Origin of the sequence: Mesorhizobium shangrilense (assembly GCF_028826155.1) — a bacterium.
GTDB classification, from domain to species: domain Bacteria; phylum Pseudomonadota; class Alphaproteobacteria; order Rhizobiales; family Rhizobiaceae; genus Arvimicrobium; species Arvimicrobium flavum.
Map to the genome: position 1 here is coordinate 997,501 of NZ_JAQGPN010000001.1, position 24,297 is coordinate 1,021,797.

Below are 24,297 nucleotides of genomic sequence, written 5' to 3' on the forward strand. Positions count from 1 at the left end.
TTATCTCTATGGATGTCTAACCGCGGCCCGTCATCCGGGTCCGGGACAATGTATGGTGGGTAGTTTGACTGGGGCGGTCGCCTCCTAAAGAGTAACGGAGGCGCGCGATGGTGGGCTCAGAACGGTCGGAAATCGTTCGCTGAGTGCAATGGCATAAGCCTGCCTGACTGCGAGACTGACAAGTCGAGCAGAGACGAAAGTCGGTCATAGTGATCCGGTGGTCCCGCGTGGAAGGGCCATCGCTCAACGGATAAAAGGTACGCCGGGGATAACAGGCTGATGACCCCCAAGAGTCCATATCGACGGGGTTGTTTGGCACCTCGATGTCGACTCATCGCATCCTGGGGCTGGAGCAGGTCCCAAGGGTATGGCTGTTCGCCATTTAAAGCGGTACGTGAGTTGGGTTCAGAACGTCGTGAGACAGTTCGGTCCCTATCTGCCGTGGGTGTAGGAATATTGAGAGGATCTGTCCCTAGTACGAGAGGACCGGGATGGACGTATCTCTGGTGGACCTGTTGTGGCGCCAGCCGCATAGCAGGGTAGCTATATACGGACGGGATAACCGCTGAAGGCATCTAAGCGGGAAACCCACCTCAAAACGAGTATTCCCTGAGAGTCGTGGAAGACGACCACGTTGATAGGCCGGGTGTGGAAGTGCGGCAACGCATGAAGCTTACCGGTACTAATAGCTCGATCGACTTGATCGTTCTCATTCTCAATGCTCATCTGCGATGAGCATCCAGCTTTCCTGTCCTCACGGCCGTATCGGCTGGCTCACGCCAGCCTGGCCTCCGGACGGGGCACGCCATCAGGCGCGACGGCCAGTCGGCCTTGCGGGCGTCGCCCGAAGGACGGCTGTGCGGCACGAAACAGACAAAACAGCTTCTCGAAAAACATGCACTTTGCCGACCTGGTGGTTATGGCGGAGCGGCTGCACCCGATCCCATTCCGAACTCGGCCGTGAAACGCTCCAGCGCTGATGGTACTTCGTCTCAAGACGCGGGAGAGTAAGTCGCTGCCAGGTCTGCAAAATGCATGGAATAAGTCTTCTCGATACGCATGCCCGCCGGAAACGGCGGCTCAAGGGCCGCGCAAGCGGCCTTTTGTGTTGCAGCACTTCACTTCCGGTGGGCCAATGCCCATCTGTAAAAGGTTGACGCGGGGTGGAGCAGCCCGGTAGCTCGTCAGGCTCATAACCTGAAGGTCACAGGTTCAAATCCTGTCCCCGCAACCAATCTTCCCGAAACTATCCCAAACGCGTTGTCTGGCGCATCGGCTGCGCCGATGCTGGACAAGGTAGCTCCTCGTCCTGCGGACCATAACCTGAAGGTCACAGGTTCAAATCCTGTCCCCGCAACCAAATACCATAAACGGCCCGGCCCAGCCCGGGCCGTTTTTGTGTTCGACGGTCAACTGCTCGAGACTGTGTGACCAGCAATCAATCCGCCGCATCATCCGTCCTCCGCCTAACCGTTACGTGCAAGCCGAACGACATGGAGGGCCGCAGCACGCTTCAAATCATCTCCCCAGCGCCAAGGCCGCGGCGCATCGCCGCGGGCCTCTTTGCTTTGGCGATTCCGGTCACTGGATGCGGACATCGTGAAGCCTGCTGAGCTTGTCGGGGTTTCGCATGATGTAGATTTCATCTATCCGCCCCGATGCGTCATAAGAGAGCGACACGGTCGCCACCACTATCCCTGCCTGGCGCAGCACAAGTCCCAATGCGCCGTTGAGTTCGGCCAGCCGCCACTCATAGGGCTTCCACCATTCGCTGAACCGTTCAGTCAGGATCCGGATCACCTCCCTGCCGTGGCTGACATCGACCACGGTGGACGCCTTTCCTCCGCCATCCGCGGTCAGCCTCACATCGCTGACCAGCAGTTGCGCGAGGTCGTCGGGCTGACCGGTACGAACTGCGTCTTCGAATGCGGCAAGCAGTTCGCGCTGTCTGTCCCATGAAGGCGGGTGGCGTACCTCGTCGCGGCTGATGCGGGCGTTTGCGCGCGACACCAGCTTGCGACAGGCTGCTTCATTCATATCCAGGGCGGCGGCGACGTCGGCATAACCCACGTCGAAGATCTCGCGCAGCAGATAGGCCGCCCTTTCCTTCGGCGCGAGCCGTTCCAGAACGAGCAGGAACGCCGTCGAAAGAGAGGATGAAAGCTCCAGCATCTCAGCCGGATCAGATGATTCGGTGAGCGTCTGGACCGGTTCAGGAAGCCAGTTTCCGACGTAATCGACCCGCGTCCGATACGCGGACCGAAGCATGTCGACGGCTCGACGGGTGCAGACGGTCGTCAACCATGCGCCGGGTGATTTCATGGTTGCCTTCTCCGCGTTCTGCCATCGAAGATAGGTGTCCTGGACGGCATCCTCGGCCTCGGCATGGGAGCCGAGGATGCGGTAGGCGATGCCAAGCAGGCGGGGTCTCGCGGTTTCGAAGAACGTGACCCCGTGAGGGTCGTCTGTGGTGGTCCCAGCGCGATGGACGTGTTCGGCATCGTCAGTTCCTCTGTCCTCGCGCATCGGTCTGCTCCGCCTCTTCTCTTCTGCCTGGAAGGTGATGCCTAGGCGGTCGTTCCCTTGACCCATTGTGGCGTTGCGGCGCGGAATTCGGACGTGCCTGCAATAAGGGCGGCACTCTCGCGCTCGTAGTCTGCATACCAAGGTTGTTTCATGAACTCACCGGCGCTGTCAGCATCGGCATGGATCTGAAAGACCAGGATCGCGTCGGCATCATTGTCGTCGTAGCAATAGAAGTAGGCGGGTTGCCCGTCACTGCCGGCGACATAACCGCGAACGTACTTTTCCCAGACCTGGCGGAGTTCGTCACGCTTGCCGGGCTTGGCGGTGTGCTTGATGAAGAGGGCATTCTTGCTCATTTCCGGGTTCCTTTTGGTTGGCAACCCCGTGCGCGTTGATGAGGGCCTGGGCTGCTATGTCTTGACGTTCGAGGCCGCAGGTTTGTGACAGGCGAAACGAAATAGGTGCGCGCGGCCGCGGTTTCTCCGCCGCGCAGGCCATCGTGACCGGAGGGAGCACGATGCGAGACATCGCTCGCCGAGCGGTGCCGCTGGGGCGGTGCAGCGACGTACGTGGCGTTGATGTCGCGTCATCGTGGATCGTCGAACCCGGTCGCCCGGGCGGTAGGCGCGGCGGCCTAGTCTGACTTGACGATGAAGCGCAGCACCAGCTCCACCGCATGGCGGCGAAGCGTCTCCTGGCCTTCCGGCCGGTACAGCCTGTCGCCGAAGATGCGTGAGAAGGTCGCGCGGTTGGAGACGTTGAAAAAACTCAGCGCGCTGATCTGCCAGTGCAGTTCGAGCGGTTCGATGTCGTCGCGGAACAGGCCGGCCTCGCGGCCGCGCCGGCAGATGGCCTCGAGCTTCTCGATCGCGCCGGCGTTCAGTCCGGCGATCAGCTCCGACTGCTCCATGTAGACGCCGTGATGGATGTTCTCGATCATCACGATTCGAATGAAGTCGGGGTTGCGGCTGTGGTGGTCGAAGGTGAACTCGACCAGGCGCGTCAGGGCGTCAACGGGCGGCAGGTGCTCCAGATCGAGCTTCTGCTCGCCTTCGCGGACCGTGCGGTACGCTTCCTCGAGCACGCGGCGGTAGAGGCCGTCCTTGTCGCCGAAATAATAGTAGATCATGCGCTTCGACGTGCGCGTCTTGGCTGCGATCTCATCGATGCGGGCGCCGGAAAGACCGTTGGCGGCGAATTCCGCCATGGCGACGGCCAGGATGTTCGATTGGACGCCGGCGGGATCCTGCTTCCAGCCGCCGCGGCCGCCCTTTTCCGCCTCCAGACCCAGGCCGACCATTTTCGCAACTCCTCGTTCGCAGCGGCTCTTACACGATTTAACCGCTTCGTTCAAAGCGCTTGACCGAATTAACCAGGCAGTTCAAAGTGAGCCTTCCCGCATTCTGGCCCGATGCGGGAAATGGGAGGAGTTCCGCCATGGCGGACGGGGTTGTCGACCTTCTGCGTGAAATGGCGGCGCCGCGCGCAGCGGCGGCGTCCGGGGTTCGGCGCGTGCTGGTCGGCCTTGTGGGCCGCGCCATCCAGGCGTCGCGCACGCCGGCCATGCACGAGCGCGAGGCGACGCGTCACGGGCTCGACTGCACCTATGTGCTCATCGATTTCGACCGGCTTGGCCTCGCAGACGACAGGCTGGGCGATGTCGTCGCCGCGGCCGCCGAGTGCGGGTTCGACGGCCTCAACGTCACCCATCCCTTCAAGCAGGCCGCCATCGGCCATGTCGACGCGCTGGCGCCGGAGGCGGAGGCGATCGGCGCCATCAACACGATCGTGTTCGGGGAGGCGGGCCGTACGGGACACAACACCGACAGTTGGGGCTTCTCCGAGAGCTTTCGGGAAGGGCTGCCGGGCGTTCGGCTCGATCGCGTCGTCCAGTTTGGCGCGGGCGGCGCGGGCGCTGCTGTCGCCTGCGCCCTGATGGGGCTTGGCGTCGACGCGCTCGCCATTGTCGACAGCGACACAGCGCGGGCGGATCAGCTCGTGCGGCGCATGGCGCCGCGATTTGCGGGCCGGATCGAGTTGGCGCGCGATGCCGCCTCGGCCCTCGCCGCGGCGGACGGCATCGTCAATGCGACCCCGGTCGGGATGGCGAAATATCCGGGCATGTCGTTCGATGCCCGACACCTCACCCCGCGCCATTGGGTGGCGGAGATCGTCTATTTTCCGGAGGAGACCGAGCTTCTGCGCTGCGCCCGTGCGCTGGGCTGCCGCACGCTGGCGGGGGCCGGAATGGCGATCTTCCAGGCCGTGCGCGCCTTCGAACTGTTCACCGGCAGGACGGCGGACCGGCGCGCGATGGCCAGCCATTTCGAGGCGGCGGCATGACGGCGCTGCCTGAACTGGTCGAATGGGGCAGCTGGCAACGGTTGGCTGGCTGCCATGTCCGGAAAAGGAACACCACGCCTGGGAACTGATACCAACAACACAAGGGAGGAATGACATGAAACTGGATCTTACACGCCGCCAACTGCTCGCCGGGGCCGGCATACTGGCTGTGTCTACGGCGTTTCCGGCGCTCGCGCAGGACAAGCCGAAGCTGCGCTTTTCGGCCGTCTTCTCGGAGCAGGACATTCGCGCCGAGATGATGAAGAAGTTTGCGGAGGGGGTCACCGGCGACTTCGCCTTCGAGGGCTTTTATGGCGGCAACCTCTTCAAGCAGGGCACCGAGCTCGTCGCCCTCCAGCGCGGCAACCTCGAGATGGGCAATATCGCGCCCCAGGACATCTCCAAGCAGATCCCGGCCTGGTCGATCGTGACCGCCGGCTATCTGTTCCGGGACGCGGCTCATGTCAGGGCCTTCTTCAACAGCGAGGCGGGCGCGGAACTGAAGAAGATGGCCGCGGACCAGCTTGGCGTGGTGATCCTCGGTCCCACCTATTTCGGCGTGCGCCAGGTCGGCCTCAAGCCCGACAAGGAGATCAAGACCCCGAGCGACATGGCGGGCGTCAAGCTGCGCATGCCGGGAGGCGACGCCTGGCAGTTCCTGGGCGAAGCGCTCGGCGCAAACCCGACGCCGATGGCCTATGCCGAGGTCTACACGGGCCTGCAGACCGGGGCGATCGACGGCCAGGACAACCCGTTGCCCAACGTCGAGAACATGAAGTTCTACGAGGTGATGTCGCAGATCGTGCTGACCTCGCATCTCGTCGGCTTCGACCTGCTCACCGTTTCGAAGAAGGTGTGGGACGAGATGGGCGCCGAGAAGCAGGCGAAGTTCCAGGCAGCCGCCGATGCGGCGATCGATTTCTCGACCGAAAAGCACCTCGCTCGCGAGAAGGAGCTGGTCGAGACCTTCAAGGGCAAGGGCCTGAAGATCTACGAGCCCGACGTGGCCGCTTTCCGCAAGCACGTTCAGGAGAAGTACCTGGCCTCCGACCTGGCGAAGGACTGGCCGCAGGGCATGGTCGATAAGATCAACGCCCTCTGATCGTCCACGGCGCCGAACGCCCGCTCACCGGCGTTCGGCCGCTCCCGAAGAGAGCGGGGAGAACCATGTTGCAGAAACGGCTGCCCGACCTTGGCGCGTGGCTCTACAGACGGGCCGAGAACCTGCTCGCCGGGATGCTCGGCGCGATGTTCGCGGCCTTCCTGCTGCAGATCGTCTTCCGCTATGTGCTGAACTTTCCGATCGGCTGGACCAACGAGATCAGCGTCGTTCTCTGGCTGTGGCTGGTGCTCTTCGGGGCCGCATTCGTCCTGCGCGAGGAGGAGGAAATCCGCTTCGACCTGATCTATGCAGCGGTCAGCGGGCGGACGCGGCGTGTCATGGTCGTCGCCGCCGCAGCCTGCCTGCTCATTCTCTACGGCATGTCCCTGCCGGCCACCTGGGACTACGTGACCTTCATGAAGGTCGAGAGCATGGCCTATCTGAAGATCCGGTTCGACCTGCTGTTCTCGATCTACATCGTCTTCGTGCTAGCCGCGATCGCCCGATACCTGTGGCTGGCATGGCGGGCGTTGCGGGGCGATGCGCCCGGGGAATTCGATCCGACCAAGGCGGGATCGGGCGTATGAACCTCGCCAGTCCCTTCTCGCTCTCCATCGCGGCCATCACGCTTCTCGCCTTCCTGGGGCTGCCGATCGGCCATGCGATGATCGCGGGCTCGATCTTCTACCTCTGGCTCGCCGGCCTGGACATGGGGACGGCCGCCGAGCAGTTCCTCAACGGGATGTACTCCAACTACATCATCCTGGCGGTGCCGCTTTTCGTGCTCGCTGCCGAGCTGATGAACATCGGCTCGATGACGGAGCGCCTGCTTCGCTTCTGCGACGCCTTCATCGGCCGGTTCCGCGGTGGGCTCGCCCAGGTCAACGTCCTGCAGTCGATCATCTTCGCAGGCATGTCGGGTTCGGCCATCGCCGACGCCGCCGGCACCGGCAAGATGATGCAGAACATGATGACCAAGGACGACAAGTATCCGGCGAGCTTTGCGGCGGCGCTGACTGCCGCGACCGCGGTGATCGGCCCCATCATCCCACCTTCGATCCCGATGGTGATCTACGCGCTCGTGTCGGATGCCTCGATCGGCTATCTGTTCCTTGGCGGGGTCATTCCTGGTCTTCTGATGGCGCTGTCGCAGATGGCGATCGTCGCCGTCGCCGCCCGCCGGCGCAACTTCCCCGTCGAAACGCCGACGCCGCTGCGCGAACTGCCCGGCATCACCTGGCGCGCCTTCCCGACCCTGATGATGCCGGTCGTGCTGCTGGGCGGCATCTACACCGGCGCGACGACGCCGACCGAAGCGGCGGCGATCGCAGCCGCCTATGCGCTGCTCATCTCGGTGGTGCTCTACCGCAGCGTCAGCTTCGGCGACTTCTACCGGTCGCTGCTGGCGAGCGCGCGCACCTCGGCTTCGATCGGCATGCTGATCGCTGGAGCGCTCGTCTTCAACTACGTCGTCACCGTCGAGAACATCCCCAACGACCTGCGGCTGCTGCTCACCGCCTGGGACCTGTCTCCGCTGGGCTTCCTCATCCTGGTCAACGTGATCCTGCTGCTGCTCGGCTGCGTGCTGGAGGGCACGACGATCCTGCTGGTGATCGTGCCCGTCTTCATCCCGACCGCGCAGTCGCTGGGCATCGACATGGTGCATTTCGGGGTGGTCGTGGTGGTAAACATCATGCTGGGCCTCATCACGCCGCCCTACGGGCTGCTGCTCTTCATCATGACGCGCATCGCCGAGGTTCCGTTGAAGGACATCGTCAGCGACGTGCTGCCCTTCCTCTGGGCGATGTTGGCGGCGCTGGCGCTCATCACATTGTTTCCCGACCTGGTGCTTTGGCTCCCGAGGCTGCTCGGCTACGGCGGTTGAACCGAGAGAGGATGACGACATGACTGACAGCAGGCCGATCTTCATCCTCAACGGGCCGAACCTGAACCGGCTTGGCATGCGCGAGCCCGAGATCTACGGCCGCACCACGCTGGCCGAGATCGAGGCCATGTGCCGCAAGGCCGCCGCCGCCCGCCCCGTGCGCTTCCACCAGACGAACGCCGAGCATCAGCTCGTCGACTGGGTCCATGAGGCGATCGACGAGGGAGCCGGGATCCTCATCAATCCGGCTGGACTGAGCTTCCGGTCGATCCCGCTGCTGGACGCGCTGAAGATGTTCCGCGGCCCGATCGTCGAGCTGCACATATCGAACATTCATCGGCGCGAGGAGATCTACCAGAAGTCGCTCGTCTCGACGGTCGCCACCGCGGTCATCGCCGGCCTCGGCGCGCGCGGCTACGGGTTCGCGGTGAAGGCGCTGATCGAGATGATCGAAGAGCGCGCCGCATGAAAACCTCGATCGCCACGGTCTCCATCAGCGGCGACCTGCGCGAGAAGCTGCAGGCGATCGCGGCGGCGGGATTCGACGGTGTCGAGATCTTCGAGAATGACTTCCTCGCCTTCGACGGCAGCCCGCGGGACGTTGGCCGGATGATCCGGGACTACGGGCTGGAGATCACGCTGTTCCAGCCGTTCCGTGACTTCGAGGGTATGCCGGAGCCGCAGCGCGCCCGCACCTTCGATCGTGCGGAACGCAAGTTCGACCTCATGCAGGAACTCGGCACCGACCTGATGCTGGTCTGCTCCAACGTTTCGCCGCTGTCGCTCGGCGGCATCGACCGGGCCGCAGCGGATCTGCGCGAGCTCGGCGAACGGGCTGCCCGCCGCGGCCTACGTGTCGGCTATGAGGCGCTCGCCTGGGGCCGCCACATCAGCGATCACCGCGACGCCTGGGAGATCGTCCGGCGCACCGATCATCCAAGTATCGGCCTGATCCTGGATTCCTTCCACACGCTGGCCCGCAGCATCGACGTGAACTCGATCCGCTCCATCCCGGCCGACCGCATCTTCATCGTCCAGCTTGCTGACGCGCCGCGGATCGACATGGACCTGCTCTTCTGGAGCAGGCATTTCCGCAACATGCCCGGCGAAGGCGACTTGCCCGTCCTCGATTTCATGCGGGCAGTCGCCGCGACCGGCTATGATGGGCCGCTTTCGCTCGAGATTTTCAACGACCAGTTCCGCGGCGGCTCGCCCAAATCGATCGCAGTCGACGGTCGCCGCTCGCTCGTCTACCTGATGGACCAGGTGCGGCGGACCGAGCCGGATATCGCTATTGCCGTGCCGGACATGCCGGACCGCGTGCGGGCAAGCGGCGTCGAGTTCGTGGAGTTCGCCGCCGACGAGGCGGAGGCGGAGGAGCTCTGCGCACTCCTCCATGCGATGGGCTTCGCCAAGGCCGGCCGGCACGTCTCCAAGGAGGTTGTCCTGTGGCGGCAGGGAGCGATCAACCTCGTCGTCAATACCGAGCGCGAGGGGTTCGCGCATTCCTCCTATCTCGTGCATGGCACGTCAGCCTACGCACTGGGGCTGACGGTGGAAGACGCCGCCGCGACGGCAGCGCGCGCCCGTGCGCTCGGAGCCGAGCCATTCGAGCAAGCGACCGGACCGGGAGAGCTCAAGATACCTGCGATTCGCGGTGTCGGGGGCGGAGTGATCTACTTCGTCGACCGCAAGTCGGAACTCGGGCGCGTCTGGGACATCGAGTTCGAACCGGGCGACGGCGAGGCGCCGCCGCAGCCGGTCGGCCTCCAGACTGTCGATCACGTCGCGCAGACGATGAACTACGAGGAAATGCTGACCTGGCTCTTGTTCTACACCTCGATCTTCGAGATGCATAAGACGCCGATGGTCGACATCGTAGACCCCGCCGGGCTGGTGCGCAGCCAGGCGATCGAGAATGCCGAAGGCTCGTTGCGGATCACCGTCAACGGAGCGGAGAACCGCCGCACCCTCGCCGGACATTTCATCGCCGAGACGTTTGGCTCGAGCGTCCAGCACCTCGCTTTCCGCACCGAGGAGATCTTCGCCACGGCTGGAGCGTTGAGAGCCAACGGCTTTGCACCGCTCCCCATCTCGCAAAACTACTATGACGACCTGGAGGCCCGCTTCGGCCTCGACGCGGACCTTGCCGAGAGGCTGCGCGCCGAAAACATCCTGTACGACCGCGACGGGCACGGCGAATATTTCCAGCTCTACAGTCCGAACTACGGCGAGGGCTTTTTCTTCGAGATCGTCGAGCGTCGCGGCGGCTATCGCGGCTACGGCGCTTCCAACGCCCCGTTCCGAATCGCCGCCCAGAAGCGCTACATCAGGCAGAAGGGCATGCCCCGCGTCTGAGCTGTGGCAGACCGCTGGAAACGTCCCCTATGACGCGCGCCGGGGTCAGCCGCAGAGCAGCGGCTCGCAGTGGAGATAACGTGCGACCTTGCGCTTCGCGCCAATGTCGATCCACACTTTCTCGACGTCTTCTTCCCGGAGCGATACCGCCTGCGCCACCTCCGCTGCGGGGATGCCGTGATCTAGGGCGTGGAGGCACAGGTCCATCTTGTCGTAAGGCAGCGCGAAATAGAACTCTTCCTGAGTCTGCGCGAGCGAATAGGTGTCGGTCGTGGGCGGGCGGCGGCGCACCGCTTCCGGTACGCCCAGATATTCGGCGAGCTGGTAGACCTGCGACTTGTAGAGGTGGGCGATGGGCTTTGCGTCTGCCGCTCCATCGCCATTCTTGACGAAGAAGCCCTGGTCGTATTCCAGCCGGTTCGGCGTACCCAGGACGGCGTAGTTCAGCCGGTCGGCGTGGTAGTATTCGAGCTGCTTGCGCGTGCGTTGCTTCATGTTCGTGGCGGCCACGATGCCCAGATAGACAGGGGCGGGCATGCGGACCGTCTGTACATGGCCGTCAGGGCTTTCCACGACGAGCGAGGAGAGATTGTAGCCGCCGGTGCTGAGCACGCTCGCCAGCACGATCTTCGACTTCCAGCCGGGTCCGTATTCCGGCACGGCGTGCCGGATGAAGCTGTCGCGTCGGCTGTAGCAGCCCATCGCCTCCAGGGCCGGGCCGATATCTTCCACGATGCTGGCAAGTCCGAAGGTCTCGGCGACCAGCCGGCCGAGCCGAAGGCTTTCAGGGTCGGAATCATTCTCCGGCATGAAGAGACAAAAGACCTTTTGCGGGCCCGCGGCGCGGGCGGCCAATGCGGCGCAGACGCTGGAATCGATGCCGCCGGAAAGCCCGAGCACGAGGCCCCGCTTGCGCAGGGGCCCGCGAAGCTGGGCGCGCAGCGTGGCCACGATGCGCTCGGTCTCCGCGGCGGGATCGATCGCGAGGGTGGCGGCGGAAAAAGCCGGGGTGGTCGTCTGCATCCGGTCATTCTCCCGTGGCGGTTGTCTGGCGGCGGATGACCTTGCCGCTCATCGTCTTTGGCAGTTCGGCGCGGAACTCGACGCTTCGGGGCACCATCACGTCCGGCAGGAGCTCCCTGCAATGGCGCAGCACGGCGCGTTCGGTCAAGGCAGGGTCGGCGGCGACGACCATGGCGTGAAGCATCGTTCCGAGGACGGGATCGGGCAGGCCGATCACCATCGCCTCCGTCACGCCCGGGCAGGCGTGCAGCACCGATTCCACCTGCAGCGGCGCCACCTTTTCCCCGCGGATCTTGAGGATGTCGTCGTTGCGCCCGACGAAATGTAGAAAGCCGTCGGCATCCGCGCGGAAAAGGTCGCCGGTGCGCAGGCGCCGTTCGCCTGGCCGTCGTCCGGGGGCGATGGCGGCAGCCGTTGCCGCCCCGTTTCGCCAATAGCCCTGCATCACATGCGGGCCGACGACGATCAGTTCACCCACGGCTCCCGGCGCTGCGGGACGGCCTGCCTCGTCGACGACGAACGCCTCGGTTCCGGGGATCGCCTTGCCGACGGATTCGGGTCGCCGGTCCAGCTCCTTAGGCGGCAGATAGGTCGCCCGCGCGCATTCGGTGAGGCCGTACATGGAATAGAGCTGCGCGTCCGGAAAGCGGCTGCGCAGCTCCTTGACATGGGCAGGCGGCAACGGCGCCGCGGCGTTCGTGATGTAGCGCAGCGTCGGAAGCTCGACGGCGTCGCGCATGGCAAGGATCATCGCAGCCATGGTCGGCACCAGCGGCAATCCGGTCACGCCTTCGGCGCGCGCCCTTTCCAGGACGGCATAGGCGAATGCAAAGCTCTTCTCCAGAACCATCGTTGCCCCGACGCGGACCCCGACGAGCAGCTGGTACAGTCCATAGGTGAAGGAGAGCGGCAGGGCGTTGAGCACGACGTCGTCGTCGGTGTTTTGCAGATAGGCGGCGATGGCGCTCGATGCAGCGTCCATGCTGGCATGGCTCATCATCACGCCCTTGGGCTCGCCGGTCGAGCCCGACGTGTGGATGATCATGGCAAGGTCGGCATCCGCGCCGCCCGCTGGGGGGAGGCGGGTCTGATGGCGGATGCAGTCCTCGAAGGCCAGCCCGTCGGGCGTCGGCGCGCCCTGCGCGCAGATGACCAGCAGGGCGGAGGAGGAAGCGGGCGTCGCCTCGGCCAACAGGCCGGCGTACTTTCCCTGCGTCAGCACCGCCTTCGGCTCGCAGTTGCCAAGGATGAAGCGCAGCGCCTCGGCCTTTGTCGTCGGGTTGACGGGGCAGAAGACTGCGCCCGCCTTGACGACGGCGAAGATGGCGACCGCCGCCTCCCAGATGTTCTCCATCAGGATCACGGCGCGCTCGCCGTCACGCACCCCCCGCTCATGAAGCACGGCGGCCAGGTGGTCGGACGTCTCGTCGAGCTCGGCATAGGTCAGCCGTGTCGCACCCGCGACGATTGCTGCCTTGCCGGGATCAGCCGCCGCGCTCTGCCGGAGGAACGTCTCGATGCGCATCGCCCGCGCCTCAGCCAGCCGCTGCGCTTCCCGCCAGGCGCTTGCGGGTGACGAAAGCGGCGATGCGGTCAAGGGAGTCGAGATTGTCGGGTACGATCTCGGCCTCCGACAACACGATCCCGAAGCGTTCCTCCAGGAACGACACCAGCTCCAGGATGCCCGTGGAATCGATGAGATCGTTCTCGACAAGGGAATAGGAGTCTTCGAGAGGATGCGCGTCGTCGCCGAACAGGAAGTTCTCGACAATGAAGGAGCGGACCTCTTTCTTGATTTCGTCGGGCATGGGCAGGCCTTTTCCGGAGGGGATATCAGGCGGTCAGGGCGCCAGCTGATTGTTGACTGGCAGAGGTGAACGTGGCGGACCAGAGTTGCGCCGACACGATGCCGACGAAGGCGGCATTGTCGCGGAAACCGGTGATGGCGCCGCGGCGGCCTTTTTCCATCAGCTTCGCGACGGCCTGCGGATTAAACAGGCCCGCCTGGGCAAGCGCCTGCGACGACAGCGCGTGGTCGAGATAGGCTGCGCCGGGGCCGCGAAAGGAGGCGCTGTCGGGCGCACGGTAGGGCTGTTTGATGCGTGTCGCGATCGCAGGCGGAAGAAGATCTGCTCCGGCCCGGCGCAGGATGTGCTTCTCGCTAAGCCCGCGCAGCTTGAGACGCGGCGGGATGCGCGCGGCAAGCTCCACCAGCCGGTGATCGAGGAAGGGGAACCGCGTCTCCACGCCATGGGCCATGTTCATGCGGTCGCCCTGGCTCGACAGGATGTAGCCCGGCAACAGGTGCCGCGTCTCGATGAACTGCGCCTGGTGCAGCGGATGCCAGCGACCGAAGGCTTCCGGCAGCGAGGCGGCAAGCTCCTCCGCCGCGTCATATCCGGCGAGCATCGAACGCAGGTCGGGCGAGAAGAATATCTTCGTCCCGGCTGTCGCGCGGATGCGCGGCCGATGCGAGAACAGCGGGTCGTCCTGCGCATCCGCCCCGACGCCAAAGAAGGCTGCGAGATATTCGGGCGTCTGCTGCTGGAGCGAGGCAATATAAGGATAGATCTTCCGAAAAAGGTGGGGGCGAATGCGCGAGGCCGGCTGACGGGCGCAAAAGCGGCGGATCGCCGCCTCCTTGAAGATGTCATAGCCGGCGAAGACCTCGTCTGCGCCCTCGCCCGACAGCACGACCTTCAGCCCACGCTCCCGCACGAGGCCGGAAAGTGCATGGAGCGGGGCAGGGGCCGTCCTTAGGACCGGGCGCTCCATATGCCGCCCGACGGCCGGAAAGAGGGCGGCGATGTCCTCCGTGCTGCAGCGGATCGCGTGGTGACTGGCGCCGATCATGCGCACCACACTTTCCTGATAGAGGCTTTCGTCGAACGACGGGTCCTCGAAGGTGACGGAGAACGTGCTCAGGCGTCCCGGCGCCATCCGTGCCGCCAATGCGGCAATGAGCGAGGAGTCCAGCCCGCCGGAGAGGAAGGCGCCTACCTCGACATCGGCGCGAAGGCGGATGCGGGTGGCGTCTTCGAGCAGCGCGCGCACCTCCTCCGATACTTCGACGTCGCTGCGCATGTCGCTCTCGCGCGCATCCGGGAAGGCAAGCGACCAGTAGGTCCGGTTCCGCACCGCTCCATCCTCCACGATCATCGTCTCGGCCGGTGGAAGCTCGGATATGCCCTGGAAGGCGGTGCGCGGCGGGATCGGCGCCCAGAGCGTGAAGATCTGATCGAGTGCGATCGGGTCGGGGGCTGCTTCGATGCCAGGCACCGTGAGCAAGGCCTTCACCTCGGAGGCGAAATAGAAGACGCCGCGATGCCAGGTGTAGAAGAGCGGCCGCACGCCCATGCGGTCTCGCGCCAGGAACATGCGCTTTCGGCGCTGGTCCCAGATGGCGAAGGCGAAGTCGCCGTTGAGCAGCGCCGGAAAATCGTCGCCCACCTCCTCGTAGAGGTGCAGGAGCACTTCGGTGTCGGACTCTGTGCGAAAGCGGCGGCCACGCGCTTCGAGCATCGTGCGCAGTTCGAGATAGTTAAAGATCTCGCCGTTGTAGGTGATCCATGTCGCGCCGTCGGAACTGGCCATTGGCTGGGCGGCTGCCGGCGACAGGTCGATCACCGCGAGACGCCTGTGACCGAGTCCTGCGCCGACGCCGACATGTATCCCTTCTCCATCCGGGCCGCGATGGGCGATGGCGCTGCACATGCGACGCAGCATCGCCGAAGCTTCGTGGCGCGGCGGGTTGGCCCCCCAATATCCGGCTATCCCGCACACGGTGTCCGGCTCCTCTCGCCCTCGCAGCAACGCGCTCGCACGGTCTTCTGAACCCGCTGGAAAAGCCGCCTAGTCAAAGCGGTCCCCGATCAGCCGCGACCAGGATTCGCCGGCAAAGCCGTTGAAGAAGGCGCGTCCGGCGAGGAACGGTTCGAGCAACGTGCGGTCGCGGGCATGTGCGATGCTGGACGAGGCGTGCAGGAACATGAACGGCCCGCCGAGCATCGCCTGGAGTTGGTCGGGCATGGTGCGCCCGCGCAGCGCCGCGAGGCCGCGTTCATCTGCATGGGCCAGCATGCTGTCGATCACCGCGCCAGCCTGCCCGGGAGCCGCGACCAGCTGTATGACGCGGCCGATGCGCCGCGGGTCTCCATAGTAGACGAAAAGGCCGACCGGGCGGCCGTTCCGGGCGCGTACGATGCGCCTCACCATGCCGCCATAGAGGGCCTTGCGCCGGGCGTGAGCGAGCATGCGCCGCAATTCCTCCTGCTGCCACTGCGGCCGCGCGGCAAAGCGTTCCGTCAGGGTCACCAGGAGCGCGGCGATCGCCTCCTCATCAGCATCCTCGCTAGGCATGGCGCTGGTCGCCGCGACGGGACGCCACCAGCGGTTGGCCAGCTTTTCGTGTCGTGCGAGCAGGTCTAGCGGCTGCCCGAGAAAGGAAAGCAACCTACCGCCGGGGACGGCTCGCGCTGCCATTTCCGCCAGAAAGGCGGCGGGACGGAGGATGCGCAGCCACTCCAGGCTATGCTCGGCCAGGATGGCGGCGTTCATCTTTCGCCACATCGCCGTCGAGACCTCGTTGGCCGTTTCCGAAAGCGAGATGTCCTGCGGGCCGGCGAGAAAGGCGCGCATCAGCCGCGCCCCGGCAAACGGGTCGCTGACATGTCCGTCCACCATGAATGTGCCGCAGACCGCAGCTCTCACCGGCTTCGAGTCGATCGACATCCGCATCGGCATGACGCCCATGAAGCCCGCCACGGCTCCATCGTCGCGGACGTACACGTTGGACCTGATGTCGCAATCGCGCTCATCGCCCAGGAAGACGTCGGCGAGATAGGTCTCCAGGTCGGACGTGGCGGGCCCACGCGTCTTGCGCAGGATGCGCTGGAACAGGCGCGCCACAGCGGGCACGTCGGCAAGCGCCATCGGTCTGACGTTACTTGTGCTGACCGGTAGTCCCACTATTCCACTCGATCGGAATCGCCACCATGAGGTCACGTCCTAAGCTCAACAGGTTAGACGCGGATTAACGGCCAGATAGGATCGACGCCGGCGACGCTTTCGTCGGCCGGTTCTGCGTGACCTCGACCGCGGCAAACGTGTCGCCGCTACAGTCGTCAAGAAGGTCGTTTTCCAACCCTTGCGAGCAATCGCGTCAAGACGGCGATTCGAGCGACAGCGTCGCGACCGACCGAATCAACGTCGCCAGTTCAGGTTCGTCGATCAGCGTCGCGGCATCGGCGGGGGAGAGCCAGGCGCGCTGGCGGGCGGACGCCTCGTCCCAGTCGGCCAGCGTCTCGTCGGCGGCGAGCAGATACGCGGTCACCTCGACCAGCACGAAGCTCTCCGACAGGCGCTTCCAGTAGGTGTACCTGCCGAGCGGCTCCTTCAGGGTGTGGCCGGCGACGCCGGCTTCCTCGCGCGCCTCGATCAGCGCGGCCTGGCGTCCGCTCTTGCCCTTCATGGGCCACCCCTTCGGCACGATGAAGCGCTTCGTGGTCCGGGACGTGACCAGCATGACCTCCACCTTGCCGTCCTGAACGCGGAAGGGGACCGCCGCCACCTGGCGGATCGGCTTGCCCTTCTTCGCCTTTCGCAGCGCCTTCTTCTCCTTGGCCATGTCCTCCCCTTCAACGCCTGCAACCGTGACCCGTCGCCCGCCGCTGCGGATCCCTGTGATCCGCCCGGCACTCGCACGAGCCGAAACTTCCCGCAACCGCGCCAATTCGCTTGCCCTCCGGCGAACCCCTGTTAATCATTAGACGACAAAACAAAAAAGGGAGGAACTGAAACAATGGCGAAGTTGTATCCGGCATCCGCCGCGCTGGCCTTCAGCATGCTTGCCAGCACTGCAGTCGCCCATGCAGACAGCCTGACGCTCTATTGCTCGGCCGACGAGGCGTGGTGCCAGCAGATCAAGACCGGTTTCGAGGAAAAGACCGGCATCACCGTCGACATGACTCGCAAGAGCTCCGGCGAGACCTATGCGCAGGTGCGCGCGGAAGCGGGCAACCCGAAGGGCGACGTATGGTGGGGCGGCACCGGCGACCCGCATCTGCAGGCTGCCGAGGAGGACCTGACCGTCGCCTATGAATCGCCGATGCGAGGCGAGCTTCACGAGTGGGCGATCAAGCAGGCCGAGGCCGGCGGCAACAAGACCATCGGCGTCTATTCCGGCGCGCTGGGCTTCGGCTACAACAAGGACCTGCTGGCCAAGAACAACCTGCCCGAGCCGAAATGCTGGGCCGATCTCACCAAGCCCGAGTTCAAGGGCCATATCCAGATGGCCAACCCCAACTCGTCCGGCACCGCCTACACCATGCTGGCCACGATGGTGCAGCTGATGGGCGAGGACCAGGGTTTCGAGTACCTGAAGGCGCTGCACAAGAATATCAACCAATACACCAAGTCGGGCTCCGCGCCGATCAAGGCGGCGGGCCTCGGCGAGACGACGGTCGGCATCGTCTTCATGCACGACGCCGTGTCGCAGACGGCCGCCGGCTTCCCGATCGTGACGGTCGCGCCCTGCGAGGGCACCGGCTACGAGATCGGCTCGATGTCGCTGATCAAGGGTGCGCGCAATGAGGAGGCCGCCAAGCAGTTCTACGACTGGGCGCTGTCAGCGGACATGCAGGGCAAGGCCAAGGACGTGAAATCGTTCCAGCTCCCGTCCAACAAGTCGGCCGCCGTCTCCGAGCTGACGCCCGACCTGTCGACGATCAAGCTGATCGACTACGATTTTGCGAAGTACGGCTCGAGCGACGAGCGCAAGCGCCTGCTCCAGAAGTGGGACACGGAGGTGTCATCGCTGCCGCAGTGAGGGCAAGGCGGTCCGTGCTGACCATCCTGAACGCCTTCGCCCCCTCCACCGCCTTTGGCGGTCCCCCTCCCCCGCTCCGCAGGGGAGGATCCGCTGCGGTGTGGCTGGCGCGACCTGGTTCCTCCCCCGTTTACGGGGGAGGGGGACCATGCGAAGCATGGTGGAGGGGGCATGCTTCTTCCAACTTCCAGGCGTCCGCCCTCCATGCGTTCTGAAGCCGCTTTCCCCGCCCTTCACCCCACACTCACCCTGTGGACCGCAATCGGGCTGGTCGGCTACGTGCTGCTGCCCTGGTACGGGATCGACAGCAACTTCTTCACGCTGTCGTGGCTTGCCGACGGCTATCCGTTCGACGACGACGTCGCGCCGGCATTGTTCCTGGTGCTGCAGGGGCAAAAACCGTGGCTCGCGCCGCTCGGCCTGCTCTTGCTCGCGCCGCTCCTGCTCTGGGGGCGCAAGAAGGGCGATCCGCTCTTCGGACGGCTGCTGGTCGTGATCGGCGCACTCGGCTTCGGCTACCTCCTGTTCCAGGGTTTTGCCATCGGGCTGCGCGGCTGGAACTGGCAATGGCTGGCAGCGCTGTTCGGGGAGCTCGACGACCGCCAGTTCGGCATGGGCTGGGGCGCCTTGCTGGTCAGCGGCGCGTTCCTGTTCCTGCTGACGCTCGGCCTCGCCGCGCGCGGCGCGGTGGGCGGCGACGAGTTCGTGGTCGGCTCGATCGGCTTCGTGGTGGCGGTCGTCGGCATCTTCATCTTCATGCCGATCCTGCAGATGCTGGCGAGCGCGCTGGTCACCCAGGACGGCGACTATTCGCTCTCGGTGTTCCTCTCAAAGCTTCTCAGCGAGCGGCTCTGGGGGCTCGGCTGCCTAGCCGGCGGCCCGCGCTGCGGGGTCGCCTGGAACTCGCTGTTCCTGGCCGTGCTGGTCGGCCTCATCACCACCGCGCTCGGCCTCGTCTTCGCGCTGATGGTGACGCGCACCGGCTTCCGGCACGGCGCGCTCCTGAGGGCACTCACCGTGCTGCCCATCATCACGCCGCCCTTCGTGATCGGCCTCGCCATCATCCTGCTCTTCGGCCTGTCGGGCGTCGTCACGCAGGGTTTTGCGGAACTGTTCGGCATTCAGCCGACGCGCTGGGTCTACGGCTTGCCCGGGCTGCTGATCGCGCAGACGCTGGCCTTCACCCCGATCGCCTTCCTGGTGATGATCGGGGTGGTCGAAGGCGTCAGCCCGTCGATGGAGGAGGCGGCGCAGACGCTGCGCGCCAACCGCTGGCAGACCTTCGTCACCGTGTCGCTGCCGCTGATGCGCCCGGGCCTCGCCAACGCCTTTCTGCTCGGCTTCATCGAATCTATGGCCGATTTTGGCAATCCGCTGGTGCTCGGCGGCAATTTTGACGTGCTGTCGACGGAGATCTTCTTCGCCATCGTCGGCGCGCAATACGACCAGGCGCAGGCGGCGATCCTGGCGCTGGTGCTCTTGTTCTTCACGCTCGGCGCCTTCTATGCGCAGCGCTTCTGGCTCGGGAGAAAATCCTACACGACGGTGTCGGGCAAGGGCGACGCCGGCGTGCATCCGCACCTGCCCGCGGGCCTGCGCAACGGCGTCTATGGCGTTGCCGGATTCTGGACGCTGTTCACGCTTCTGGTCTATGCGACGATCTTCTACGGCAGCTTCGTAAAGCTATGGGGCGTCGACTTCTCGCTGACCTTCGACCACTACGTGAAGGCCTTTGCGGTGGGGTGGAACGAGTTCGGCATCCACTGGCGGGGCTCGGCCTGGAGCTCTTTCTGGACGACGATGCAGATCGCGCTGATCTCGGCCCCGCTGACGGCGGCGATCGGCCTGCTCACGGCCTATCTGCTGGTCCGCCAGAATTTTGCCGGCAAGGATGCCTTCGAGTTCGGCACCATGCTGTCCTTCGCCATTCCCGGCACGGTGATCGGCGTCTCCTACGTGATCGCCTTCAACGTGCCGCCGATCGAGCTTACCGGAACGGGCATCATACTGGTGCTCTCCTTCATCTTCCGCAACATGCCGGTCGGCGTCCGCGCCGGCATCGCCTCGATGTCGCAGATCGACCGCAGCCTCGACGAATCCTCGCTGACGCTGGGCGCGAGCTCGTGGCAGACGTTCCGGCGGGTGGTGCTGCCGCTGCTCAGGCCGGCGATCCTGGCGGCGCTGGTCTATTCCTTCGTGCGCGCAATGACGGCGATCAGCGCCATCATCTTCCTGGTCAGCGCCAGGTACGACATGTCGACCAGCTACATCGTCGGCCGCGTCGAGAACAACGAATACGGCATCGCCATCGCCTACTCGGCGGTGCTGATCGGCGTGATGCTGGCGGTGATCGGGCTCATGCAGCTGGCGGTCGGCCGCCGCGACATCGGCCGCCGGAGCATGGAGGGCGACCTGTCGCAGTCGCGCACAAATGTCAGCCTGCCGGGGCAGGGTCAGCCGGCGCTTACGGGGGGAGGATGACGATCTTGTTGCCGGGAGTAGGTATACCCCCACCCCTGACCCCTCCCCACAGGGGGGAGGGGGACGCTAGCGAGCCTATCGGCCTCGGCGGAGCTGGGCTCGTCGAATCCCCCTCCCCCTTGTGGGGAGGGGTTAGGGGTGGGGGTGATCTCAGCTCCGGACATTCGACGATCATGGGAGGCGGCTGATGGCCGGGATCAAGAGCAACGCCGCCTCGGTGGAGTTCCGGAACGTCACCAAGATCTACGGCAAGAGCAAGGTGGCCGCGGTCAGCGACATCTCGCTCGCCATCGAGGCGGGCAAGCTGGTGACGCTGCTCGGGCCTTCGGGTTGCGGCAAGACGACGACGCTCAGAATGATCGCCGGGCTGGAGTTGGCGACCAGCGGCCAGATCCTGATCGGCGGAGCCGACGTGACGCGCCTGCCGGCCACCGACCGCGACGTCTCGATGGTATTCCAGTCCTATGCGCTCTTCCCCCACATGACGGTGCGCGAGAACGTCGAGTACGGCCTGCGCTTCTCGGGCTTCGACAAGCAGAGGCGGGCGGAGAAGGCGCGCGCCGGGCTCGAGCTGGTCGGTCTCGCGGGCTATGGCGACCGGCTGCCCTCGCAGCTTTCCGGCGGCCAGCAGCAGCGCGTCGCGGTGGCCCGCGCGCTGGTGCTCGAGCCGCAGGTGCTGCTGTTCGACGAGCCGCTCTCCAACCTCGACGCCAAGCTGCGCCGGCACGTACGCGAGGAGATCCGCGAGATCCAGCAGTCGCTTGGGCTGACCGTCGTTTACGTCACGCATGACCAGGAGGAGGCGCTGGCTGTCTCCGACCGGATCGTCGTCATGAACAACGCGGTGATCGCGCAGGACGGGACGCCGCGCGAGCTCTACGACCGGCCGGCCGACGCCTTCGTCGCGGACTTCATCGGCGAAGCCAACATTTTCGACTGCGAGGTGGCCGCCATCGACCGCGGCGAGGCGACGGTGCGGCTCGGCCCGGTGACGCTGAGGCTACCGGCGGGCGGACGCCGTCCCGGGCCGGCGAAACTCGCCGCTCGCCCCGCACGCATCCTGGTGCGCGAGGCGGGGGCTGCCGGAACACTCGCCGGCACGCTCGAGAAGGTCACCTATGTCGGCAGCCACCTCGAGTTCCGCATCGGGACAGCGCTCGGTCCGGTCTTCGCGGTGTCACCCGACGTCGACGCGTCGTTCACGATCGGGCAGGACGTCGGGGTGGGGTTTCCCGAGAAGGGGCCGGTGCTGATCGGAGGGTGAGGGTCCGATCAAGTCGGCCGCGCATGGTCGCTCGCATCCCGGGCGGGGATTTGATGCTGAGGAACAGCCGCGATATCATACAAAGACTGAAGGCCGGCGGCTTCGTGCTGGTGTCCGTTCGCGGTTCGCACCACAAGTTCCGGGACGCGACAGGGAGGATCGTGATCGTGACCCACCCGCGCAAGGACATTCCGGCAGGCACGGCAGCCTCCATCTACCGCCAGGCCGGCTGGCAGAAGGATTGAGCATGGCTACGCACTACATCGCGCTGATCCACAAGGAGCCCGGCAGCGGCTACGGCGTCTCCTTCCCGGACATTCCCGGCGTCACGGCGGTCGCCGACACGCTGGACGAAGCGCTTCACGAGGCGTCTGTCGCGCTGGGCTTTGCCTTCGAAGATTGGGAAGGCGCTTGCCCCTCTGTACGTTCGCTGGACGAACTGCGGGCCGACAGCGACTTCCTCGACATGTCCAAGGATGCGGTTGTCGCAGCCGTCACGCCAGCGGCAAGCCTCAAGGATGCCGCCTGATCGGGGCCTTCCCTTACCCGAACGTGTCGAACGACTCCGTCGAAAGCTCGCGGATCCTGCCGAAGACGCCGGGCCCGCCGGCGATCGCTACCGTCCCGTTGGCGATGACGTCGCCGCGGTTGTAGGGCTCAACGATGCCGCCGGCTTCCTCGATGATGAGCATGGCGGCGACGCAGTCCCAGGCGTTCATGTGCTCCTCGGTGTAGCCGATGAGGCGGCCTGCGGCGACGTAGGCCAGCATGATGGCGCCCGACGCGTTGCGGAAGAACACGCCGCCGTCGGCGATGATCGAGGCGATGATCGGCAGCACGTTGCCGGCATTGGTGCGGCCGTTGAAGCCGACCCCGACGGAGCCGTCGCTGACGCTTTGCGAGGCGGAGACCTTGATCGGCCGGTCGTTGACGAAGGCGCCGCCGCCGCGACGGGCGAAGAAGGTTTCTCCCGTGGCCGGCTCATGCACGACGCCGACCTCGCACTTGCCGTCCTTCATGCAGGCGATGACGACCGCCCACGCGGGAATGCCGCGGACGAAGTTCGCGGTGCCGTCGATCGGGTCTATCACCCAGGTGTAGCCCGACGTGCCCACGACCGCGGCGTGCTCCTCGCCGACGATGCCGTCGTCGGGATAGTGCTTCGCCAGCTCGGCCCGCACGAACAGCTCCACCTCCTTGTCGCCGTTGGAGACGAGGTCCTGGTGTCCCTTGCTCTCGATGGTGAGCTTGTCGAGCTCGCGGAAGAAGACCATGCCGAGCTCTCCCGCGCGGCGCGCGAGGTCGATGGTGAAGCGAAGCCGCGCCTCGTCCTGTGCCGTCACTGCAGTTCTCCGTTGAGATGATGAGGATATCTGCAGGCCATGCAGCACATCGCATGGCGCTGCGTCAATCGGCTGGTGCGATCGGGACAGGACAACCGCTTGCTCCGCCCCTCACCCTTACCCTTGCCTGGGCGACCCGCTCAGCCGCCCACCGCCAGCGCGATCACGCCGCAGCCGACGATCATTGCGGAGAACAGTCGCAGCCCCCACGGACGCTCCTTGAACAGCACGAGGCCGATCAGGGACGCAAAGATGACGCTCGATTCGCGCACCGCCGAAACCGCGCCGAGCGGCGCGATGGTCTTGGCGTAGAGGACGAGGCCGTAGGCCAGCACCGACAGCGCGCCGCCAACCAGTCCGATCGCGAAGACCTTGCGCGATACCGCCAGGCGCAGTCGCCGCCGGCGCAGCAGCACGGCAAGGCCCACCGGGAACTCGAACAGGAACAGCCATCCGATGTAGCCCATCGGGCTCTCGGCATGGCGTATGCCGATGCCGTCGACAATGGAATAGGCGGCAATGGTGATGCCGAGCACGGTGGCGATGCCGATCGCGCGTGGGTCGGCGGTGTTGGCGCCGCGCGGGAAGGCCAGGATGGCGATGCCGCAGGAGATGGCGAAGAGGCCCGCCCAGCCGAGCGGCGACAGGCTTTCCCCGATGAGCACGAAGGCGCCGAAGGCGACGAGCGCCGGCGCGAGGCCGCGCGAGATCGGATAGACTTGGCTGAGGTCGCCAAAACGATAGGCCTGGAAGAGCAGGAAATAGTAGGCGTAGTGGATGAGCGTGGAGAGGAAGATGTAGATCCAGCTCGCGCTCGTCGGCGGCGGCGCGAAGGCGATGAGGGTCAGCCCGGCGACCGCGTGTGCGAGCGCCACTGCGGCAAGCGTGACGGCGCGGTCGGACGCGCCCTTGACCACCGCGTTCCAGCTCGCGTGGAGCACGGCGGCAAAGAGGACGATGAGAAGCGCGTGGCCGGACATGGGTGAGCTGGATCGCGTGGACGGAATCGCGAGCATCCGCAACGCGGAAGGCGCGGGAAATGGTTAGCCAGCAATGCAGCAGGGCGGGCCAAAAGGCAAAGGGGAAACGCTGAGCCAGGGGACGCTGCCCCTCACCCTATCCTCACCCGTGCGGGGGCGGAGAGGG

Annotated in this window: 22 protein-coding genes, 1 tRNA gene and 2 rRNA genes (1 of these 25 only partly in view); 14 read left to right on the forward strand and 11 right to left on the reverse strand. The window is 65.3% G+C overall.

The window, feature by feature from the left end:
- From PD284_RS04910 to PD284_RS04920, 3 genes are all read left to right on the forward strand, one after another.
- Window positions 1-707 (forward strand): 23S ribosomal RNA (locus PD284_RS04910); it begins 2,098 nt to the left of the window's first position.
- 202 nt (window positions 708-909) lie between these two features.
- A 5S ribosomal RNA gene (gene rrf, locus PD284_RS04915) occupies window positions 910-1,024 on the forward strand.
- Window positions 1,025-1,157: 133 nt separating this feature from the next.
- Window positions 1,158-1,234, forward strand: a tRNA-Met gene (locus PD284_RS04920).
- Between the two features lie 347 nt (window positions 1,235-1,581).
- Here the strand turns inward: PD284_RS04920 and sigJ are convergent.
- The 3 genes from sigJ to PD284_RS04935 all read right to left on the reverse strand — a co-directional run bounded on the left by sigJ (window position 1,582) and on the right by PD284_RS04935 (window position 3,826).
- Entirely contained in the window at window positions 1,582-2,526 is a 945-nt protein-coding gene (gene sigJ, locus PD284_RS04925) for an RNA polymerase sigma factor SigJ (protein ID WP_274627104.1), read from the reverse strand.
- Between the two features lie 41 nt (window positions 2,527-2,567).
- On the reverse strand, window positions 2,568-2,882 hold the full coding sequence (locus PD284_RS04930) for a putative quinol monooxygenase (RefSeq protein ID WP_274627105.1): 315 nt from the start codon (window positions 2,880-2,882) through the stop codon (window positions 2,568-2,570).
- Between the two features lie 278 nt (window positions 2,883-3,160).
- Window positions 3,161-3,826: a TetR/AcrR family transcriptional regulator gene (locus PD284_RS04935; protein ID WP_274627106.1), complete on the reverse strand. Its 666-nt coding sequence runs from the start codon at window positions 3,824-3,826 to the stop codon at window positions 3,161-3,163.
- Between the two features lie 137 nt (window positions 3,827-3,963).
- On the opposite strand from PD284_RS04935, the gene PD284_RS04940 reads away from it, so the two are divergent.
- The 6 genes from PD284_RS04940 (at window position 3,964) to PD284_RS04965 (ending at window position 10,214) form a co-directional block, all read left to right on the forward strand.
- Window positions 3,964-4,869 (forward strand): shikimate dehydrogenase, encoded by a 906-nt coding sequence (locus PD284_RS04940; RefSeq protein WP_338036634.1) that lies wholly within the window; start codon window positions 3,964-3,966, stop codon window positions 4,867-4,869.
- Between the two features lie 115 nt (window positions 4,870-4,984).
- Window positions 4,985-5,971: a TRAP transporter substrate-binding protein DctP gene (gene dctP / locus PD284_RS04945; protein WP_274627107.1), complete on the forward strand. Its 987-nt coding sequence runs from the start codon at window positions 4,985-4,987 to the stop codon at window positions 5,969-5,971.
- A gap of 65 nt (window positions 5,972-6,036) precedes the next feature.
- Window positions 6,037-6,558 carry a TRAP transporter small permease gene (locus tag PD284_RS04950; RefSeq protein ID WP_274627108.1) on the forward strand — a complete coding sequence of 174 codons (522 nt, stop codon included), beginning with the start codon at window positions 6,037-6,039 and terminating at the stop codon, window positions 6,556-6,558.
- Entirely contained in the window at window positions 6,555-7,856 is a 1,302-nt protein-coding gene (locus PD284_RS04955; protein ID WP_274627109.1) for a TRAP transporter large permease, read from the forward strand. Before PD284_RS04950 ends, PD284_RS04955 begins: the two co-directional genes overlap by 4 nt.
- Window positions 7,857-7,875: 19 nt before the next feature.
- A complete protein-coding gene (locus PD284_RS04960) occupies window positions 7,876-8,325 on the forward strand; it encodes a type II 3-dehydroquinate dehydratase (protein ID WP_274627110.1) in 450 nt (149 codons plus the stop codon).
- Window positions 8,322-10,214, forward strand: coding sequence for a bifunctional sugar phosphate isomerase/epimerase/4-hydroxyphenylpyruvate dioxygenase family protein (locus PD284_RS04965; protein WP_274627111.1), 1,893 nt, complete (start codon window positions 8,322-8,324; stop codon window positions 10,212-10,214). Before PD284_RS04960 ends, PD284_RS04965 begins: the two co-directional genes overlap by 4 nt.
- A 45-nt stretch (window positions 10,215-10,259) precedes the next feature.
- On the opposite strand, the gene nadE is transcribed toward PD284_RS04965, so the two are convergent.
- From nadE to PD284_RS04995, 6 genes are all read right to left on the reverse strand, one after another.
- Complete coding sequence (gene nadE / locus PD284_RS04970; protein WP_274627112.1) at window positions 10,260-11,237, reverse strand: NAD(+) synthase; 978 nt, start codon at window positions 11,235-11,237, stop codon at window positions 10,260-10,262.
- Between the two features lie 4 nt (window positions 11,238-11,241).
- Window positions 11,242-12,762: a class I adenylate-forming enzyme family protein gene (locus PD284_RS04975; RefSeq protein ID WP_274627113.1), complete on the reverse strand. Its 1,521-nt coding sequence runs from the start codon at window positions 12,760-12,762 to the stop codon at window positions 11,242-11,244.
- Window positions 12,763-12,772: 10 nt separating this feature from the next.
- Window positions 12,773-13,045 (reverse strand): acyl carrier protein, encoded by a 273-nt coding sequence (locus tag PD284_RS04980; RefSeq protein ID WP_274627114.1) that lies wholly within the window; start codon window positions 13,043-13,045, stop codon window positions 12,773-12,775.
- Window positions 13,046-13,070: 25 nt separating this feature from the next.
- On the reverse strand, window positions 13,071-15,020 hold the full coding sequence (gene asnB / locus PD284_RS04985) for an asparagine synthase (glutamine-hydrolyzing) (protein ID WP_274627115.1): 1,950 nt from the start codon (window positions 15,018-15,020) through the stop codon (window positions 13,071-13,073).
- Between the two features lie 69 nt (window positions 15,021-15,089).
- Window positions 15,090-16,169, reverse strand: a complete 1,080-nt coding sequence (locus PD284_RS04990; protein WP_274627116.1) for a hypothetical protein — start codon at window positions 16,167-16,169, stop codon at window positions 15,090-15,092.
- Window positions 16,170-16,398: 229 nt separating this feature from the next.
- A complete protein-coding gene (locus PD284_RS04995; protein ID WP_274627117.1) occupies window positions 16,399-16,863 on the reverse strand; it encodes an NUDIX hydrolase in 465 nt (154 codons plus the stop codon).
- Window positions 16,864-17,037: 174 nt separating this feature from the next.
- Between PD284_RS04995 and PD284_RS05000 the strand changes: the two genes are divergently transcribed.
- The 5 genes from PD284_RS05000 to PD284_RS05020 all read left to right on the forward strand — a co-directional run bounded on the left by PD284_RS05000 (window position 17,038) and on the right by PD284_RS05020 (window position 22,337).
- Window positions 17,038-18,063 carry an ABC transporter substrate-binding protein gene (locus PD284_RS05000; RefSeq protein WP_274627118.1) on the forward strand — a complete coding sequence of 342 codons (1,026 nt, stop codon included), beginning with the start codon at window positions 17,038-17,040 and terminating at the stop codon, window positions 18,061-18,063.
- Window positions 18,064-18,267: 204 nt separating this feature from the next.
- Window positions 18,268-20,544 (forward strand): ABC transporter permease, encoded by a 2,277-nt coding sequence (locus PD284_RS05005; protein ID WP_274627119.1) that lies wholly within the window; start codon window positions 18,268-18,270, stop codon window positions 20,542-20,544.
- A gap of 187 nt (window positions 20,545-20,731) precedes the next feature.
- Entirely contained in the window at window positions 20,732-21,808 is a 1,077-nt protein-coding gene (locus tag PD284_RS05010; protein ID WP_274627120.1) for an ABC transporter ATP-binding protein, read from the forward strand.
- A 53-nt stretch (window positions 21,809-21,861) separates the two neighbouring features.
- The gene (locus tag PD284_RS05015; RefSeq protein ID WP_274627121.1) at window positions 21,862-22,053 is read left to right on the forward strand and encodes a type II toxin-antitoxin system HicA family toxin; all 192 of its coding nucleotides are present in this window, start codon (window positions 21,862-21,864) and stop codon (window positions 22,051-22,053) included.
- Window positions 22,054-22,055: 2 nt separating this feature from the next.
- Entirely contained in the window at window positions 22,056-22,337 is a 282-nt protein-coding gene (locus tag PD284_RS05020) for a type II toxin-antitoxin system HicB family antitoxin (protein ID WP_274627122.1), read from the forward strand.
- Between the two features lie 13 nt (window positions 22,338-22,350).
- Here the strand turns inward: PD284_RS05020 and PD284_RS05025 are convergent, their stop codons facing one another.
- The gene (locus PD284_RS05025) at window positions 22,351-23,151 is read right to left on the reverse strand and encodes an inositol monophosphatase family protein (protein WP_274627123.1); all 801 of its coding nucleotides are present in this window, start codon (window positions 23,149-23,151) and stop codon (window positions 22,351-22,353) included.
- 140 nt (window positions 23,152-23,291) lie between these two features.
- On the reverse strand, window positions 23,292-24,131 hold the full coding sequence (locus tag PD284_RS05030) for an EamA family transporter (protein ID WP_274627124.1): 840 nt from the start codon (window positions 24,129-24,131) through the stop codon (window positions 23,292-23,294).
- Window positions 24,132-24,297 lie beyond the last annotated feature (166 nt).